This window comes from Haematobacter sp. (genome assembly GCF_032102465.1).
Classification (GTDB): Bacteria; Pseudomonadota; Alphaproteobacteria; order Rhodobacterales; family Rhodobacteraceae; genus Haematobacter.
This window is the reverse complement of the sequence record NZ_DAMDHB010000028.1, coordinates 1-16,397: the sequence shown is the minus strand read 5'-3', so window position 1 is coordinate 16,397 and position 16,397 is coordinate 1. Positions and strand designations below refer to the sequence as shown.

Sequence of the window (16,397 nt, the reverse complement as noted above, 5' to 3'; positions counted from 1 at the left end):
GGTTGTCCACCGCGCCTCGCAAGGAAAAGGGGAATTGCCATGACCGAAACTTCTTCCGGCTCAGCTCATTCTATGGAGGAGGTTCGCGATCGCCTTCTGGACGCGGCGCTGCCGCATGTCGTCTTCGATGGCTGGACTGCCGTCACCTACAGGGCGGCTGTGGATGATTCGGGGCTCGATCCCACTCTGGGGCATATGGCCGCGCCGCGGGGCGCAATCGATCTTGCGCACGCTTTCCACGTCCGCGGCGACAGGCGCATGGCAGAGGCGCTGGCGACAAGCGACCTTTCCGCCCTGCGCTTCCGCGAGCGGGTTGCAAAGGCCGTCATGCTGCGCCTTGAACTCGCCGGGGACCGGGAGGCGGTGCGCCGCGGCATGACGCTCTTTTCGCTGCCCCAGCACGCGGCGGAGGGATCCCGGCTGGTCTGGCAGACGGCGGATGCCATCTGGACCGCGCTTGGCGACACGGCGGACGACCTGAACTGGTACACGAAACGCGCAAGCCTTTCCGGGGTCTTTGGCGTGACGGTGCTCTACTGGCTTGGGGACGAAACGCCAGACAGCAGCGCAACCGCGGCGTTTCTGGAGCGCCGGATCGACGGGGTCATGCGGATCGAAAAGACCAAGTCCTTCCTGCGCAAGACGCCCGGATTCAATCTGCTGATGACCGGCCCCGACTGGCTGGCCCGGCAGGTGCCCTCGCCCGACCGGTGCCGGAGGGACGGGTTGCCCGGACGGCGATCAAGGACGGCCCCCGGCCCGCTCGGGAGGACGGCGGAATGAGCCGGTCCATGCGTGCCGTCGAGATATCGCGGCCCGGCGGGCCTGAAGTGCTGCGCCTGGTGGAGCGCCCGATTCCGCAACCGGGCTACGGACAGATCCTGATCCGGGTGGACTATGCGGGCGTGAACCGTCCCGATGCCCTGCAACGTGCCGGGAACTATGCACCGCCCCCCACGGCCTCCGACCTGCCGGGGTTGGAGGTCTCGGGTCATGTCGTTGCCGTTGGGCCGGGAGCGCAGCGCTGGAAGGCGGGGGATGCGGTTGTCGCCCTGACGCCCGGCGGCGGCTACGCGGATTATGTCGTGACCCATTGGGGGCAGGCGCTGCCGGTGCCGGAGGGGCTTGAGCCCGCCGCTGCGGCGGCACTTTGCGAGACATTCTTCACCGTCTGGACCAATGTCTTTGGCCGCGGAAAGCTGAAGGCGGGGGAGCGGTTCCTCGTCCACGGTGGATCCTCCGGCATCGGCACGACGGCCATCCAGCTTGCCCATGCCTTTGGCGCCCGGGTCTTTGCCACGGCGGGGAGCGGGGAAAAGTGCGACGCCTGCCGGGCTCTGGGCGCGGAGAGGGCGATCAACTACCGGGAGGAGGATTTCGTCGCCGTGTTGAAGGGGGAAGGCGGGGCGGACCTGATCCTTGACATGGTGGGGGGCGATTACATCCCGCGCAATCTGCGCGCATTGGCGGAGGATGGCAGGCTGGTGCAGATCGCCTTCCTCTCCGGTCCGACGGCGGAGGTGAATTTCGGCCTGCCGATGCGGCGGCGGCTATCCGTCACCGGATCGACGCTCCGGCCGCTCTCCGATCTCGACAAGGCGCGAATCGCGCAGGGGCTTGAGGCGTCGGTCTGGCCATTGCTGTCGGCAGGGCGTGTGGCCCCGGTGATGGATTCGGTCTTTCCGCTTGAGCAGGCGTCCCGGGCGCATGAGCGGATGGAAAGCTCCGCCCATATCGGCAAGATCGTCCTGAAGGTGGCGTGAGGAGGGGACTGCCGGAGGGTTGGCCGGTCCTCCGCCCTCCGGGCCTGCGCTTGGCGTGGGCCGGAGCGGGCTGTCGGACAGGGCCGCAGCGGCCGTGGCTCATGCGGCGGATCTCTGCGGCCCCTTTTTCTGCGGCCCCTTGCCCGAAAAGGGCGGGCGGTGGCCCGGCCCTTTCAGTAATGCGGCGGTTTCTGGTCGGCGAGCGGGATCGTGCCCCCGGCCTGCATCTCGCGCTCCGCCTCCCGCTCCATCAGCAGGGAGACGAGCCGCGTCAGGCGTGCAAGGTCACGGGCCTGCGCGCTCGTCACGTCCGACAGGTCCTCCACGATCCGGGTGAGGTGGGCGATCTGTTCCTCCGCTCGCGTAAGGCGGTCATCCATAATCTCCTCCTTTCGGGCCAAAAAGCCGCATTGCCTTGCCCCGAACGGGTCCATCCGCTAGACGACGCCCGTCAACCACGAGGCACACCGATGGCGAAGGACAAGGGCAGCCAGGCCAAGGGAACCCGCCGACCCAAGGCGGAGAACCCCCGCGGCTTCCGGGACTATTTCGGGGCAGAGGTCACCGAACGCAAGACCATGCTCGACCGGATTGCCGAGGTGTATCATCTCTTCGGCTTCGATCCGCTGGAAACCCCGGCGGTGGAGACGGTGGAGGCGCTCGGCAAGTTCCTTCCCGATGTGGACCGCCCGAATGATGGCGTCTTCGCCTGGCAGGACGAGGGCGACTGGCTCGCGCTTCGCTATGACATGACGGCGCCGCTGGCCCGCGTGGCCGCGCAGTTCCGTAACGACCTGCCCTCCCCCTACCGTCGCTATGCCATGGGGCCTGTCTGGCGGAACGAAAAGCCCGGACCGGGACGCTTCCGCCAGTTCTATCAGTGCGATGCCGATACGGTGGGTTCCGCCAGCGTGGCCGCGGATGCCGAGATCTGCGCGATGCTCTCCGACACGCTGGAAACCTTGGGGATTCCGCGGGGCGATTATGTCGTGCGCGTGAACGACCGGAAGGTGCTGAACGGGGTGATGGAGGTCGCAGGCGTGCTCGACCCCGCCGACCCTGATCGCTTCGCCTCCGAGCGCGGTATCGTGCTGCGCGCCATCGACAAGATCGACCGGCTGGGGGAGGCGGGTGTCCGCGCCCTGCTGGGCGAGGGGCGGCGGGACGAATCCGGTGATTTCACCAAGGGCGCGGGGCTTGGCCCGGAGCAGGCCGATGTGGTCATGGGCTTCATGGCCGCGCGGCGCGACAGCGGTGCGGCGACCGTGGCCCGGCTGCGGGAACTCGTCGGCGCATCGGCCATCGGGCTGGAGGGCGTGGGCGAGCTTGAACAGATCGCGGAGCTTCTGGATGCGCAAGGCTACGGGGCGGATCGGGTGATGATCGACCCGGCGGTGGTCCGCGGCCTTGGCTATTACACCGGCCCGGTGTTCGAGGCGGAGCTGACCTTCGAGATCCTCGATGAAAAGGGCCGTCCGCGGCAGTTCGGTTCCGTTGCGGGCGGCGGGCGCTATGACGATCTGGTGAAGCGCTTCACCGGCCAGACAGTGCCCGCGACCGGCGTTTCCATCGGCGTGGACCGTCTGCTGGCCGCGCTGCGGGCCAAGGGGCGGATCGGCGGCGAAGCTGCCGGCCCGGTTATCGTCACCGTGATGGACCGCGAGCGGCTGGCGGATTGCCAGTCGATGGTGGCGGAACTGCGGAATGCCGGGATCCGGGCGGAGGTCTATCTGGGCAACCCGAAGAACTTCGGCAACCAGCTCAAATATGCCGACAAACGTAATTCTCCTGTCGCGGTGATCCAGGGATCGGATGAGCGCGCGCGGGGCGTCGTGCAGCTCAAGGACCTGTATCTGGGCGCCAGGATCGCCGCCGAGGCGAGCCTTGAGGAATGGAAATCCCAGCCTGCGCAGATCGAACTGCCGCGGAGCGAACTGGTGCAGGGGGTGCGCAGCATCCTCGGGCGGTATTGATGCCGGCGAAAGCAGCCGCACGGGCCGAGGGCGAGGCGATCTTTTCGCGGTTCCTGCTGGCAGGCGCCCTGCCGGTGGAGACGGATATCCTCCAGCCTGCCGAAACGCTGCTGGACCTGTATGGCGAGGATATCCGCGCCCGCGCCTATGTGACGTCCGATCCGCTCCGGGGGGAGCAGATGCTGCGCCCGGACTTCACCGTGCCCGTCGTGCAGATGCACATGGCGCAGGGCGCGGAGCCCGCCCGCTACACCTATTTCGGCGAGGTCTTCCGCCGTCAGGAACATCGCGGCGCGCGGGCCAGCGAGTATTTCCAGGTGGGTTACGAGCTTTTTGCCCGCGACGATATTCCTGCGGCGGATGCCGAGGTCTTTGCGCTGTTCGCGGAGATACTGGCCCCGCTCGGCCTTCGGGCCGCAACGGGCGACATGGGCCTGCTGCTGGCCGCGGTGAACGCGCTGGAGACGTCGGAGGCGCGCAAGGCGCGGCTTCATCACCACATCTGGCGGCCCCGGCGGTTCCGCGCCCTGCTGGACCAGTATTCCGGCCGCACCAAACCCACGGATGCGCGCAAGCGGATGCTGCGGGGGCTTGCCGCGACGCCGGTCGAGCGGCTCCTTTGGGAAGCGGGCACCGCCGTCGGTCTGCGCAGCGATGAGGAAGTCGCCGCCCGGGTGCGCCATCTGGTGGAGGAGGCCGATACGCCACCGATCCCCGCCCTCCAGGCGGAGATACTGGATGAGCTGATCGGGCTGCGCGATACCGCGCCCGCCGCGCTCAGCCGTCTGGAGGATCTCTCCGTGGACATGCCGGGGCTGTTTCCGGCGGTGGAACGGATGTCTCTCAGGCTGGATGCTCTGGTCGCGCACGGGATCGATGTGGACCGGCTGGATTTCGAGGCGAGCTTCGGGCGCACCACGCTGGAATATTACGACGGCTTCGTCTTTGGCTTCTACGCCGAACGCCGCCCGGATCTTCCGCCGGTGGCGACCGGCGGGCGCTATGACGCGATGACCTCCCGGCTGGGGCTGGGGCAGTCGATCCCCGCGGTCGGCGGCATCATCCGGCCGGGCGTGCTGGCGGAGCTGAAGGAGGCGGGCGAATGGCGGTGAAGCTCGGCGTGCCCTCCAAGGGCCGCCTGATGGAAAAGACCTTCGAATGGTTCGGCGCGCGCGGCGTGCGGCTGATGCGCACGGGGTCCGACAGGGAATATTCCGGCCATGTCGGCGGCGTGGAGGGTGTGGAACTGGTCCTGCTCTCCGCCGGAGAGATCCCAAGGGAGCTTCAGGCGGGCCGCATCCATCTCGGCGTGACCGGATCCGATCTGGTGCGGGAGAAGATCGTCGACTGGCAGCAACGGGCAGAGGCGCTGGCCCCGCTGGGCTTCGGCTTCGCCGATCTGGTGATCGCGGTTCCGGCGCTCTGGGTCGATGTGGACTGTCTGGACGATCTGGACGCCGTAGCCTCGGATTTCCGGGCGCGCCACGGGCACCGGCTGCGTATCGCCACCAAATATCACCGGCTGGTGCGGGAGTTCCTGCGCGACAACGGCGTGGCCGATTATCAGCTTGTGGACAGTCAAGGCGCGACGGAGGGGACGGTGAAGAACCTGACGGCGGAGGCGATCGCCGACATCACCTCCACCGGGGAGACGTTGCGCGCCAACCACCTGAAGATCCTGTCGGACGGTCTCATCCACCGGTCGGAAGCCACGCTGTTCCTGTCGCGCAGCGCGCCGCTGACCGAGGGGGAGCGCAGCGCGCTGACCCAGCTTTCCGCCCGGATCGGCGTCTAGCAGGCTGTGTCCCGTCCATGTTCTGAAAGCCGGCCCGAACCATGTGGATTTCCGGCCGGGTTTCATCAGATCTCGAGCGATTCCCGCTCCGGCTCGGGCTTGGCAGGCTGCTGAAGAAGCCTGAAGTGTCGTGTCCATGCTCTGGAGACGGGAAATCGGCTCTGGAATGATCCGAAACGTACGGATTTCCGGCCGGGTTTCGTCAGATCGCGAGCGATTCCCGCTCCGGCTCGGGCTTGGCAGGCTGCTGAAGAAGCCTGAAGTGTCGTGTCCATGCTCTGGAGACGGGAAATCGGCTCTGGGATGATCCGAAACGTATGGATTTCCGGCCGGGTTTCGTCAGATCGCGAATGACTTCCGCTTCGACGCAGCTCGGAAAGGCTTTTTCAACAGCCTGCCAAGAGCGGTCTGCTAGCGAAGGCCGATCTCATCCAGCATGGCGGCGAGGGCGGGGGGAAGATCCTCGTTCTCCCGCCCCTTGGGCAGATCCCGCGGCGCATCGGCGGCGGCAAGGTAGCGCCAGCCCTGAAACGGGCGCCGGGGCATCGGATGGGTCTGCACTACCTCCCGGTCCAGCACGAAGCCGCAGCGCCGGATGCCGTCGCCGTGATCGCGTTCCTCGAACGCCAGCAGACGCTGACGGGCGAGGATCAGCCCCTTGAACACCCAGTAGAGCGAACCGCCCGAGAGGATGTCCGTCTCCCGCTTCGGCCACATGCGCGTGACATGCACCGGATTGCCGGCGGGATACCGCTCCTTCTGCCAGCGGATCAGGTCATCGACCGCCTCAGCGCCGACGCAAAGCTTCACGATATGCAGGGAATCGGTCATCATCGCCTCCGGGGGATACCGGATCACATAGGCGCGGATCGGCCGGAGGGCAAGGTTGACCCTGACAGATCAATGCCTATCTTGTGTCATCCGCCAATTCGCACACAACATACAGGGTTCTGCCATGTCCCGCTTTGAAACTGCCATTGCCGAACAGATCTGGGACATGAAGTACCGGCTCCGGCAGGCGGACGGCACCCCCGTGGACGGCACGGTGGAGGATACCTGGCGCCGCATCGCCCGCGCACTGGCGGAGACGGAAGCAGACCCCGGCGCATGGGAAAACCGCTTCTACGCCGCGCTGGAGGATTTCCGCTTCCTGCCTGCAGGCCGAATCATTGCGGGGGCTGGCACCGGCCGCAGCGTCACGCTCTTCAACTGCTTCGTCATGGGAACGATCCCGGACAGCATGGCGGGGATCTTCGACATGTTGAAGGAAGCCGCGCTGACCATGCAGCAGGGGGGCGGCATCGGCTACGATTTCTCCACCATCCGCCCGCGGGGGGCGGAGGTGAAGGGCGTGGCGGCGGATGCCTCCGGCCCGCTTTCCTTCATGGATGTGTGGGATGCGATGTGCCGCACGATCATGTCCGCCGGATCGCGGCGGGGCGCCATGATGGCCACCATGCGCTGCGACCATCCCGACATAGAGGCGTTCATCGAAGCCAAGCGCGATCCCGCGCGGCTGCGGATGTTCAACCTCTCCGTTCTGGTGACGGACGCGTTCATGGCGGCGGTGAAGGCGGACGGGCCGTGGGATCTGACCTTTGGCGGCAAGGTCTATCGCACGGTGCAGGCGCGTGACCTGTGGAACGGCATCATGCGCTCCACCTATGATTATGCGGAGCCGGGGGTGATCTTCATCGACCGGATCAACGCGATGAACAACCTCGCCTATTGCGAGACGATCTCCGCCACCAATCCCTGCGGGGAGCAGCCGCTCCCGCCCTATGGGGCCTGTCTGCTGGGTTCCGTCAACCTCGCGCGGCTGGTCTCCGATCCCTTCGGGGCGGAGGCGCGGCTGGATCTCGACGCGCTGGACGATCTGGTGCGCGTGGCCGTCCGCATGATGGACAATGTCGTCGATGCTTCGCGCTTCCCCCTGCCGGAACAGGCGGCGGAGGCGGAGGCGAAGCGGCGGATCGGGCTGGGCGTCACGGGGCTGGCGGATGCGCTGCTGATGCTGGGCCTGCGCTATGGCTCGGAGGAGGCCGCCCTGCGGACGGAGGAATGGCTCCATGCCATCGCGCGCTCCGCCTATCTCGCCTCCGCCGATCTGGCGGCGGAGAAGGGGGCCTTTCCGCTGTTCGACGTGGAGAAGTTCCTGTCCTCCGGTTCCCTGCGCGACATGGATGAGGAGGTGCGGGCCGCGATCCGGGAGAAGGGCATCCGCAACGCGCTGCTCACCTCCATCGCGCCGACGGGGACGATCTCGCTTTTCGCAGGCAACGTCTCCTCCGGGATCGAGCCGGTCTTTGCCTATGCCTACACGCGCAAGGTGCTCCAGAAGGACGGATCGCGGACGGAGGAGGAAGTGGTGGATTACGCCGTCCGCCTGTGGCGGGAGCGGTTCGGCGATGCGCCCCTGCCGGAGTGGTTCGTGGATGCCCAGAACCTCGCCCCGCTCGACCATGTGCGGATGCAGGCGGCGGCACAGAAATGGGTCGACAGTTCCATCTCCAAGACGATCAACTGCCCAGAGGATATCTCCTTCGACGCATTCAAGGATGTCTATCTCGCCGCCTATGAAACCGGCTGCAAGGGCTGCACCACCTACCGTCCCAACAGCGTGACGGGATCGGTCCTGACCGTGGCGGAGACGAAACCGGAGCCCGCGGCCACTCCCGCGCCCGCGGGGGAACGACCCGCGCGTGCCGCCACCGGAGGGGAGGTCGTCTATCTCAGCGACCCGCTGGACCGGCCGCAGGCGCTGGAAGGCCAGACCTACAAGCTGAAATGGCCCGATTCGAACCATGCGATCTACATCACCGTCAACGATATCGTCGTGGGCGGTCAGAGGCGGCCGTTCGAGGTCTTCATCAACTCCAAGAACATGGAACACTATGCCTGGACCGTGGCGCTGACGCGGATGATCTCCGCCGTGTTCCGGCGCGGGGGGGACGTGTCCTTCGTGGTGGAGGAGCTGAAGGCGGTGTTCGACCCGCGCGGCGGGGCCTGGATGGAGGGGCGCTACGTGCCCTCCATCCTTGCTGCGATCGGGGGGGTGATCGAGCGGCACCTCGTCTCCATCGGGTTCATCGCGGGCGAGGGCCAGGGACTGAAGTCCGATCCCCGTGCGGAGCGGGTGGCGGTGGGGGAACAGCGCGGCCCCGCCTGTCCCAACTGCGGCGGCCACGATCTCCACATGGCGGAGGGCTGCATGACCTGTCTGGACTGCGGCTATTCCAAATGTTCGTGAAGGCAAGGGTCCGCGCCACGCATGGGAGGGGGGAATGAGCCGGCCCGATGAGGCCGGTTCATCGCCGGGAGAGAAAACCGCTCAGAGCACGTAGCGGCTGAGATCGGCGGACCGCGCCAGCGCGCCCACGTTGTTCTCCACGAAATCGGCATCGACCGTTACGGTCTCGCCCGCTCTGTCGGGCGAGGTGAAGGACAACTCCTCGAACACCCGCTCCATGACCGTGTAAAGCCGCCGCGCGCCGATGTTCTCCACCGAGCGGTTCACATCCGCCGCGATCCGCGCCACCGCGGCGATGCCATCGTCGGTGAAGGTGACGGTGACCGATTCCGTGCCCATCAGCCCCGCATATTGCCGGGTCAGCGCGTTGTCCGTCTCGTTCAGGATGCGCACGAAATCCTCCTCGGTCAGCGCCCGCAGTTCCACCCGGATCGGCAGGCGGCCCTGAAGCTCCGGCAGCAGGTCGGAGGGTTTGGCGACATGGAAGGCACCGGAGGCGATGAAGAGGATGTGGTCCGTCTTGACCGGGCCATACTTGGTGGAAACGGTCGTCCCCTCGATCAGCGGCAGCAGGTCACGCTGAACGCCCTCGCGGCTCACTTCCGCGCCGCGGGCATCGCCCCGAGCCACCACCTTGTCGATCTCGTCGATGAAGACGATGCCGTTCTGCTGGACCGATTCGAGCGCGGCGCGCGTCACGGTTTCGTCGTCGATGAGCTTGTCCGCCTCCTCCGCGATCAGCACCTCATAGCTTTCGGCCACGCTCAGCTTGCGCTTCACGCGCCGCCCGCCGAGCGCCTTGCCGAAGATATCGCCGAGATTGACCGCCCCCAGTCCGGGCTGGCCGGGGATCTCCATCCCCCCGAACGGGCTGGACGTATCCTGCACCTCCAGCTCGATGACCTGCCCGTCAAGCTCGCCGCGTTTCAGCTTCTGGCGGAACATCTCGCGCGTCTGTTCCCGTGCGTCCCGGCCCGCGATGGCTTCGACGACGCGCTCCTCCGCGGCCTTGTGGGCGCGGGCCTTCACCTCCTCGCGCATCCGGTCGCGGGTTTCCGCGATGGCCGCGTCGCAGAGATCGCGGATGATCTGCTCCACGTCCCGGCCGACATAGCCGACCTCGGTGAACTTCGTGGCCTCCACCTTGATGAACGGCGCTTTCGCGAGCTTTGCCAGACGGCGGGAGATCTCGGTCTTGCCGACGCCGGTCGGCCCGATCATCAGGATGTTCTTCGGATAGACCTCCTCCTGCATCTCGGGCGGAAGCTGCTTTCGCCGCCAGCGGTTGCGCAGGGCAACGGCCACGGCGCGCTTCGCCTCCTTCTGGCCGATGATGAAACGGTCGAGCTCCGAGACGATCTCGCGCGGGGTAAGGTTGGTCATGTCTGGTCCTGTTCGTCAGTTGCGGGAACACGCGCGCATTCCGCCCGTTTCCCAATTATGCAGTAGCGGAGGAATGACAATGCCTACCCCCCAGGAACTCGCGGCCGACTTCTGGAAAGCGCTGAAATCCGACATGACGGTCATGCTGGGTATTTCGGGCAAGGATGACAGCCATACCCGCCCGATGACAGCGCTTTTCGAGGGTGACGAGGGCGGCCCCGTGTGGTTCTTCACCAGCCGCGACAGCGAGCTTGTGCGCGGTCTGGGCGACAAGACGTCGCGGGCCATTGCCACGTTCACCTCGGAGGGTCACGGGATCTTTGCCTGCCTGCACGGCTCGCTCACGGTCGATAATGATCGCGCGGTGGTGGACCGCCTGTGGAACCGTCACATCGCCGCCTGGTATGAGGAAGGGAAGGACGATCCCAAACTCGCGCTTCTCCGCTTCGACCCGGAAAGCGCGGAGATCTGGAAGGACGCCAGCGGCATGTGGGCCGGGATCAAGCATCTGTTCGGCTCCGACCCGAAGGAGGACTACAAGGACAACGTGGCGGAGGTGCGCCTCTGACGGCGTTTTTGCGGGACGCGCCGGTTCGCGGGACGCGGGGTGTAGCTTTCAGTTCCGCGTCTTCCCTTGTCGCTCGGCCCAGTGTCAGTGCAACTCCACGGTCGGGGAAAAGGAGCACCCATTGCCGGGGTGAGGGCTGTGCAAAGCGGCCGGCCGCCTGACAGACCGCGACTCCTGAATACGCGGGGAGGAATCGGGCCCTCCCCGCGCAGGTGTCAGGGGGCGGTGATCCGCTCCACGGTCAGATTACCGTTGGTATAGACGCAGATGTCGCTCGCGATCTTCATGGCGCGGCGGGCGATATCTTCGGCGGGAAGATCGCTGTCGATCAGGGCCAGCGCTGCCGCCTTGGCGTAGTTGCCCCCCGAACCGATGGCGGCCACGCCGTCCTCCGGTTCCAGAACGTCGCCCGCGCCGGTCAGCACCAGCAGATCCCGCCCGTCGGTGACGATCAGCATCGCCTCCAGATTCCGCAGGTATTTGTCCGTCCGCCAGTCTTTCGCCAGATCGACACAGGCGCGCGCGAGTTGTCCGGGTGTCGCCTCCAGCTTTGCCTCCAGCCGCTCCAGCAGCGTGAAGGCATCGGCGGTTGACCCGGCGAAGCCCGCCACGATCTCCCGCACCCCGCCGGGGCAGAGGCGGCGCACCTTGCGGGCGGTGCCCTTGATGACGGTCTGGCCAAGGCTCACCTGCCCGTCACCCGCGACCACCACCTCGTCGCCCTTGCGGATGCCGACGATTGTCGTGCCATGCCAGCCGGGGAACCGTTCTTCCGCCATTCTTCTCTCCTTCCGGGATGCCAAGCAAAAGGGCGCCCCGATGCGGGCGCCCCTGCCATGGATCGCGCCGCGATCAGATCGCGCTGTCGATCCAGTTCTTGAGTGCCGCCTTCGGTGCGGCGCCGATCTTGTTGGACACCACCTCACCGTCCTTGAACAGGAACAGCGCCGGGATGCCGCGCACGCCGAGCTGCGAGGGAGACTGCGGGTTTTCGTCCACATTCACCTTCACGATCTTGACCTTGCCGTCGTATTCGGCGGCGAGTTCTTCCAGCGCCGGGCCGATCTGGCGGCAGGGGCCGCACCATTCGGCCCAGAAATCCACCACGACCGGCAGGTCGGACTGGCGGACTTCGCTGTCAAAGGTGGCATCGGTGACGGGTTGCGTGGCCATCGGATTCTCCTCGGGTGAGTGTTGGGGGAAACGTAGGTATGGCGAGGGGGAGCGTCAAGGCGGACAGGGATCGGCTTCCCGGGTCGCGGGTATCGCCTCGGCAAGCGCCGCGGCCACCCGCGCCGGGCAGAGCGGCATGAGCACCCCCGTCCGCGTCCAGAGCACCGCCGTCTCCACACGCCGTCCGGGCCAGATCAGGCGGAGCGCTGCCGCATAGGCTCCCATCTGGCGGAGAATACCTTCCGGCACCCCCGCTTCCGAGGAAGGGACCACGGCGTTCGACTTGAAGTCGATGGCGAGGACGTGATCGTGTGTGATCACAAGACGGTCGATTGTGCCGAGCATCCGCCGCCCGCCGATTTCCGCCGTGACCGGCACTTCGGCCAAGGTGTCGGGCGCGAACAGGAAGCCAAGCGCCGGATTGCCGATGACCGCCCGGGCCTCCGCGAGCAGGGCCAGCCGCTCCGCTGCCGGCGGCGGGTCGTCGTCCAGCGCCAGCAGATCGTGGGAGAGCCGGTCCCACTCCGCCGCCGGGTAATGCGGCAGGTGTTCGAGCAGAAGGTGAAGCCGCGTGCCGCGGAGCTTGGCCGCCGCCTCATCCAGACCGGACTCTCCCGGCAGGGCCTTCGCGCCGCCGAGGGCGGAGGGAGAGACGGGGCCGGGCTCCTCTCGCGGCGGCGGTGCGGGCTGCATCGTCCAGCCGGGAAGGGCGGCGGGCACCGGCTCCCCGCTGGCCGCGACGCCCTCGCCGGGGCGGTCGGCGGGGCGGTCGGCGGGCCAGTCGCCCCAGGAAAGCCGTTTGCCCTCTCCCGGGGGAAACGGGCAGGGGACCAGCTTCAGGCCCTCATCCAGCCCCCGGCCGTGATCCGCGCCCAGACTGGCGCCCGGACTGGCACCAAGACTGGCACCAAGACTGGCCCCGGCCGCCCGCGCCATTCCCACGGCGATCCGGTCGTGCCAGGAGGACAGGTCCTTCGCAGGCTCGCCAGCGCCGCAGACGATGAGCCAGGACTGCGCCCGCGTCATCGCTACATAAAGCAGCCGCGCCCGTTCCTCCTCCTGCCGTGCGAGAAGGTCGCCGCGCGCGCTGGCGATGAGGTCGGGACTTTCGGCGGCGGCGGTGCGCCAGAGCGGCGTGCCGTTGGAAAGGTAGATCTGCTCCCGCTCCTGCGGGCGCGTTTTGGCGGTATCGGGCATGATGACCACGGGGGCTTCCAGACCCTTGGAGCCATGCACCGTCATCACCCGGATGCGTCCTCCCGCCGCGTCCACCTGCCGCTTGACCTCCACATCGCCGGAGGCGAGCCAGCCGACGAAGCCCTGAAGGCTCGGCACCTCCGCCTGCTCGTAGGCCAGCGCCTGCGCGAGAAAGGCGTTGATCCCGTCCTCCGCCTCCGGCCCCAGCCGCGCCAGAAGCCTGCCCCGCCCGCCGTGGCGGGTCAGGATGCGTTCGGCCAGCTCATAGGGCCGCAGGAAGTCCGACTGGTCGCGCAGATCGTCCAGCATCGCAAGGGTCGGCCCGTGCCGCTCCCGCTCCCGCCGCAGAGCCTCCCAGAGAAAGGCGCCGCCCCGCGGCTCCGCCAGCCGGTAGAGATCGCCCTCCCCCCAGCCGAACAGCGGCGAGCGGAGCGCGGCGGCCAGCGACAGGTCATCCTCCGGCGTGACGAGGAAGGAGAGCAGCGCCGTCAGATCGCGGATGGCCATTTCGGCGGCGAGCTTCAGCCGGTCCGCCCCGGCGATCGCAAGGCCGGCCTGCTTGCAGGCGCGGATGATCTCGCGAAAGAGCGTGTTCCGGCGGCGCACGAGGATGAGCACGTCCCCCTCCGTCATCGGATGGGTGCGGCCATTGCCTTCGGGGATCAGCGTGCCCGCGTCTATCAGCCGCCGGATCTCTCGCGCGATCATCCGGGCAAGCCGCGCCTCGTGATGCTGATCGGTGACGAGATCGACGGGTTCGTACCAGACGTCCTCCTCCGGGTCGCGCGCCTTGGGCACCAGCGGCCACAGGTCCACCCGTCCCGGCATGTCGTTCTTGAAGGCGATGTGGCTCACGTCGCCGCCAAGCCCCTTGCCGCCATCCGCCGCGAAAGTCGCGTCCACCACGCCGAGGACGGCGGCGGAGGAACGGAAGGAATGGGCGAGCGTCAGTTCCACCAGCGGCATCTCGATCCGCGCGAGACGCTGGCCGAACTCCTGCCGCATCGCCTCGAACACCGCAAGATCGGCCCCCTGGAAGGAGTAGATCGACTGTTTCTTGTCGCCCACGACGAAAAGCGTGCGCGGCGTCTCCACCCGTGCGCCTTCGCCCGCGGCGAACTCTTCCGCCAGCCGTTCAATCACCGCCCATTGGCCGGGGCTGGTGTCCTGCGCCTCGTCCACGAGGATATGGTCGATCCCGCCGTCCAGCCGGAACAGCACCCATTGCGCGGCGGCGCGGTCCGTCAGCAGGGCGCGGGCGCGGGTGATGAGGTCGTCGAAGTCGAGCCAGCCGCGCTCCCCCTTGCGCCGGTCGTATTCCGGCAGGAAGGCAGCGGCGAAACGGTGGAGCGCCGCGGCGCGCTCCGCCGCGACGAGGGCGAGGCGCCTGGCCCGCGCCGCCTCCACCCGCTTCATCAGATCCTCCAGCATCGCCATGCGCGGCACGCGGGCGCGGGTGGCCTTGGTGGGGAAGCTGCCGATCTTGGCGGTGAACGGCTCCTTTGCCGCAGCACCGGTCAGGAACACGCCCTCCAGCGCCGCGAGCGTGCCAAGCCCCATCGGGTCGAACCGCGCGGCGCGGAGCTTCGTTGCGGCGGACAGGTCCGTTGCGCCGCCAGTCTCCAGCGCCGCGATCAGCTCCCGGCAGAGGTCGCCCTCATTGCCCAGACAGACATCGGCCAGCACATCTGCGGCGGTGAATGCCTCCGGCAGACCAAAGAGCGTGAAGGCCGCCCGGCGGTCCAGCGGATCGGCGAAGGCTGCACGGTGCTGGCAGATCTGGGCCACCAGATCCCTCAGGCTGTCCCCGGTCCAGAGCGCGGCCACCCCGTCCACGGCGGCGACATGGCGGGGATCGTCGGCCAGCGTCTCGATCACCTCCTCGCGCAGAAGCTCTGCCGCACGGTCGTCGATCTCGCTGAACTGCGGGGTGACCCCGGCTTCCAGCGGAAAGCGGCGGAGCAGCGAGGCGCAGAAGGAGTGGATCGTCTGGATCTTCAGACCGCCCGGGGTTTCGATCGCGCGGGCGAAAAGGCGGCGCGCGCCCCGCAGCCGCTCCGTGCCGATCTCCGCCGCCGGAATGCCGAGCTTCAGCAGCGCCTCGCCAAGCGGCCCATCCCCCAGCATCGCCCATTCGCCCAGACGGTGAAACAGGCGGTTCTGCATCTCGCTCGCCGCGGCCTTGGTATAGGTCAGGCAGAGGATGCGCTGCGGCTCCACCCCGTTCAGCAGGAGCCGCGCCACCCTGTCCGTCAGCACGCGGGTCTTGCCGGAGCCCGCGTTGGCCGAAAGCCATGTGGAGGCGCGGGGGTTGGCGGCATCGACCTGCCGCTGGCTGGCTGCGTCGCGGCTCATCGGTCGTCCTTCCCGTTCCGGGGTGCGTGGGGGGTGGCATCCCCGGGCTCCTTGCCGGTATCCCCTGCCCGCCTGGTCGGCGGCTCGTCCCGGCTGGGACCGGCTTCCGCCGCATCCCGTCCGACATCTTCCGGCTCCGGCACGGCCGTCATCTCCCATTCGCCGAAGCGGGCGAGGTGGTCGTAGGCCCCGGCGCTGCCTTCGCTGAACATCGCGCGGCGGGAGGTATAGCCCGTCTCCTCCGCCGCATAGCGGGCGATGAGCTGGGCCAGTTGCTCCCATGCCGCCGCCGTCACGGCGGGGGAGAGGTCGAGCGGCTCCTCCTTCGGCGTGGCGCCGAGGCCGATATAGGTGGCACCCGCGATATCGGCGAGACCGAAATCCTCGAATGCCCCGCGTTCGGCCATCGCGGCCTCCAGCAGAAGCTGCTTGTCGAAGGCGCGCTGCTGCTTCTCCGTGGGCGGGCTGCCGGTCTTGTAGTCGTAGATGTGGATGCGCCCGTCGGGAAGCTCGTCGATCCGGTCGGGCCGGGCGGTCAGCCGGAAGCCGGACGGCTCCAGCGTGATCCCCCCCGGCTTTTCCACCAGCCGGGGCGTGCCGTCCCGCCGCGCCTCCCGCGCGAGGAACCAGTCCGCCGCCCTGTCCAGCCGCGCGCGCCACAGGCGGCGGGCCACCGGCCAGGGCACTTCATCCGCCAGCACGGTGTCGGCGATCTCCATCAGCCGCGCCCGCGCCTCGGGCGCCTTGGGATCGACGGTGGAGAACCGCGCGAGGATCTCGTGCAGCACCGAGCCGCGCAGGGCCGCATCCGGTTCGGGCCGGAGCGGGTCGAGCGGGCGGAGCCGCAGGATGCGCCGCGCATAGACCGCATAGGGATCGCGGATCAGCCGCCCGATATCCGTCACCGGCAGTTCCATGGGCCGCGCGGCGGCGGGCGGGC

General features: G+C 67.9%; 14 protein-coding genes. 7 read left to right on the top strand and 7 right to left on the bottom strand.

Translation table 11 applies throughout. From position 1 onward, the window contains the following. Window positions 1–39: 39 nt before the first annotated feature. Together RT513_RS15345 and RT513_RS15340 are read left to right on the top strand one after the other, a co-directional pair. Window positions 40–783 (top strand): COQ9 family protein, encoded by a 744-nt coding sequence (locus RT513_RS15345; RefSeq protein ID WP_290685079.1) that lies wholly within the window; start codon window positions 40–42, stop codon window positions 781–783. Next, window positions 780–1,763, top strand: coding sequence for an NAD(P)H-quinone oxidoreductase (locus RT513_RS15340; RefSeq protein WP_290685081.1), 984 nt, complete (start codon window positions 780–782; stop codon window positions 1,761–1,763). The genes RT513_RS15345 and RT513_RS15340 overlap by 4 nt, the downstream gene beginning before the upstream one ends. A 173-nt stretch (window positions 1,764–1,936) precedes the next feature. Here the strand turns inward: RT513_RS15340 and RT513_RS15335 are convergent, their stop codons facing one another. After that, window positions 1,937–2,143: a SlyX family protein gene (locus RT513_RS15335; protein ID WP_088216346.1), complete on the bottom strand. Its 207-nt coding sequence runs from the start codon at window positions 2,141–2,143 to the stop codon at window positions 1,937–1,939. A 90-nt stretch (window positions 2,144–2,233) separates the two neighbouring features. Between RT513_RS15335 and hisS the strand changes: the two genes are divergently transcribed. The 3 genes from hisS to hisG are packed head-to-tail and all read left to right on the top strand — an operon-like array spanning window position 2,234 to window position 5,531. Next, window positions 2,234–3,736 carry a histidine--tRNA ligase gene (hisS, locus tag RT513_RS15330; protein WP_290685084.1) on the top strand — a complete coding sequence of 501 codons (1,503 nt, stop codon included), beginning with the start codon at window positions 2,234–2,236 and terminating at the stop codon, window positions 3,734–3,736. Beyond that, window positions 3,736–4,848, top strand: coding sequence for an ATP phosphoribosyltransferase regulatory subunit (locus tag RT513_RS15325; RefSeq protein WP_088216348.1), 1,113 nt, complete (start codon window positions 3,736–3,738; stop codon window positions 4,846–4,848). The genes hisS and RT513_RS15325 overlap by 1 nt, the downstream gene beginning before the upstream one ends. Continuing rightward, entirely contained in the window at window positions 4,839–5,531 is a 693-nt protein-coding gene (gene hisG, locus RT513_RS15320) for an ATP phosphoribosyltransferase (protein WP_088216349.1), read from the top strand. Before RT513_RS15325 ends, hisG begins: the two co-directional genes overlap by 10 nt. Window positions 5,532–5,942: 411 nt before the next feature. Here hisG and RT513_RS15315 read toward each other — a convergent pair whose 3' ends face one another. Next, on the bottom strand, window positions 5,943–6,362 hold the full coding sequence (locus tag RT513_RS15315) for a DUF1489 family protein (RefSeq protein WP_290685087.1): 420 nt from the start codon (window positions 6,360–6,362) through the stop codon (window positions 5,943–5,945). 124 nt (window positions 6,363–6,486) lie between these two features. Between RT513_RS15315 and RT513_RS15310 the strand changes: the two genes are divergently transcribed. Next, window positions 6,487–8,781, top strand: coding sequence for an adenosylcobalamin-dependent ribonucleoside-diphosphate reductase (locus RT513_RS15310; protein ID WP_290685089.1), 2,295 nt, complete (start codon window positions 6,487–6,489; stop codon window positions 8,779–8,781). An 81-nt stretch (window positions 8,782–8,862) separates the two neighbouring features. Here RT513_RS15310 and hslU read toward each other — a convergent pair whose 3' ends face one another. After that, window positions 8,863–10,164, bottom strand: coding sequence for an ATP-dependent protease ATPase subunit HslU (gene hslU / locus RT513_RS15305; protein ID WP_088216352.1), 1,302 nt, complete (start codon window positions 10,162–10,164; stop codon window positions 8,863–8,865). 79 nt (window positions 10,165–10,243) lie between these two features. Between hslU and RT513_RS15300 the strand changes: the two genes are divergently transcribed. Next, complete coding sequence (locus RT513_RS15300) at window positions 10,244–10,732, top strand: pyridoxamine 5'-phosphate oxidase family protein (RefSeq protein ID WP_290685092.1); 489 nt, start codon at window positions 10,244–10,246, stop codon at window positions 10,730–10,732. 215 nt (window positions 10,733–10,947) lie between these two features. Here the strand turns inward: RT513_RS15300 and hslV are convergent, their stop codons facing one another. From hslV to RT513_RS15280, 4 genes are all read right to left on the bottom strand, one after another. Next, window positions 10,948–11,511 carry an ATP-dependent protease subunit HslV gene (gene hslV / locus RT513_RS15295; protein ID WP_088216354.1) on the bottom strand — a complete coding sequence of 188 codons (564 nt, stop codon included), beginning with the start codon at window positions 11,509–11,511 and terminating at the stop codon, window positions 10,948–10,950. A gap of 73 nt (window positions 11,512–11,584) precedes the next feature. Next, a complete protein-coding gene (trxA, locus tag RT513_RS15290) occupies window positions 11,585–11,905 on the bottom strand; it encodes a thioredoxin (RefSeq protein ID WP_313534137.1) in 321 nt (106 codons plus the stop codon). Window positions 11,906–11,959: 54 nt separating this feature from the next. Beyond that, complete coding sequence (addA, locus tag RT513_RS15285; protein ID WP_313534136.1) at window positions 11,960–15,457, bottom strand: double-strand break repair helicase AddA; 3,498 nt, start codon at window positions 15,455–15,457, stop codon at window positions 11,960–11,962. Next, window positions 15,454–16,397 (bottom strand): PD-(D/E)XK nuclease family protein (locus tag RT513_RS15280; RefSeq protein WP_313534135.1); only part of this gene is annotated, 944 nt, incomplete at its 5' end. The genes RT513_RS15280 and addA, both read right to left, overlap by 4 nt.

What these genes read in the sequence shown, in the direction of transcription:
- RT513_RS15315 (WP_290685087.1), bottom strand. Translation starts at nt 6,362, where the DNA reads ATGACCGATTCCCTGCATATCGTGAAGCTTTGCGTCGGCGCTGAGGCG.
- hisS (WP_290685084.1), top strand. Translation starts at nt 2,234, where the DNA reads ATGGCGAAGGACAAGGGCAGCCAGGCCAAGGGAACCCGCCGACCCAAG.
- addA (WP_313534136.1), bottom strand. Translation starts at nt 15,457, where the DNA reads ATGAGCCGCGACGCAGCCAGCCAGCGGCAGGTCGATGCCGCCAACCCC.
- RT513_RS15300 (WP_290685092.1), top strand. Translation starts at nt 10,244, where the DNA reads ATGCCTACCCCCCAGGAACTCGCGGCCGACTTCTGGAAAGCGCTGAAA.
- RT513_RS15325 (WP_088216348.1), top strand. Translation starts at nt 3,736, where the DNA reads ATGCCGGCGAAAGCAGCCGCACGGGCCGAGGGCGAGGCGATCTTTTCG.
- RT513_RS15310 (WP_290685089.1), top strand. Translation starts at nt 6,487, where the DNA reads ATGTCCCGCTTTGAAACTGCCATTGCCGAACAGATCTGGGACATGAAG.
- RT513_RS15335 (WP_088216346.1), bottom strand. Translation starts at nt 2,143, where the DNA reads ATGGATGACCGCCTTACGCGAGCGGAGGAACAGATCGCCCACCTCACC.
- hslU (WP_088216352.1), bottom strand. Translation starts at nt 10,164, where the DNA reads ATGACCAACCTTACCCCGCGCGAGATCGTCTCGGAGCTCGACCGTTTC.
- RT513_RS15345 (WP_290685079.1), top strand. Translation starts at nt 40, where the DNA reads ATGACCGAAACTTCTTCCGGCTCAGCTCATTCTATGGAGGAGGTTCGC.
- hslV (WP_088216354.1), bottom strand. Translation starts at nt 11,511, where the DNA reads ATGGCGGAAGAACGGTTCCCCGGCTGGCATGGCACGACAATCGTCGGC.
- hisG (WP_088216349.1), top strand. Translation starts at nt 4,839, where the DNA reads ATGGCGGTGAAGCTCGGCGTGCCCTCCAAGGGCCGCCTGATGGAAAAG.
- RT513_RS15340 (WP_290685081.1), top strand. Translation starts at nt 780, where the DNA reads ATGAGCCGGTCCATGCGTGCCGTCGAGATATCGCGGCCCGGCGGGCCT.
- trxA (WP_313534137.1), bottom strand. Translation starts at nt 11,905, where the DNA reads ATGGCCACGCAACCCGTCACCGATGCCACCTTTGACAGCGAAGTCCGC.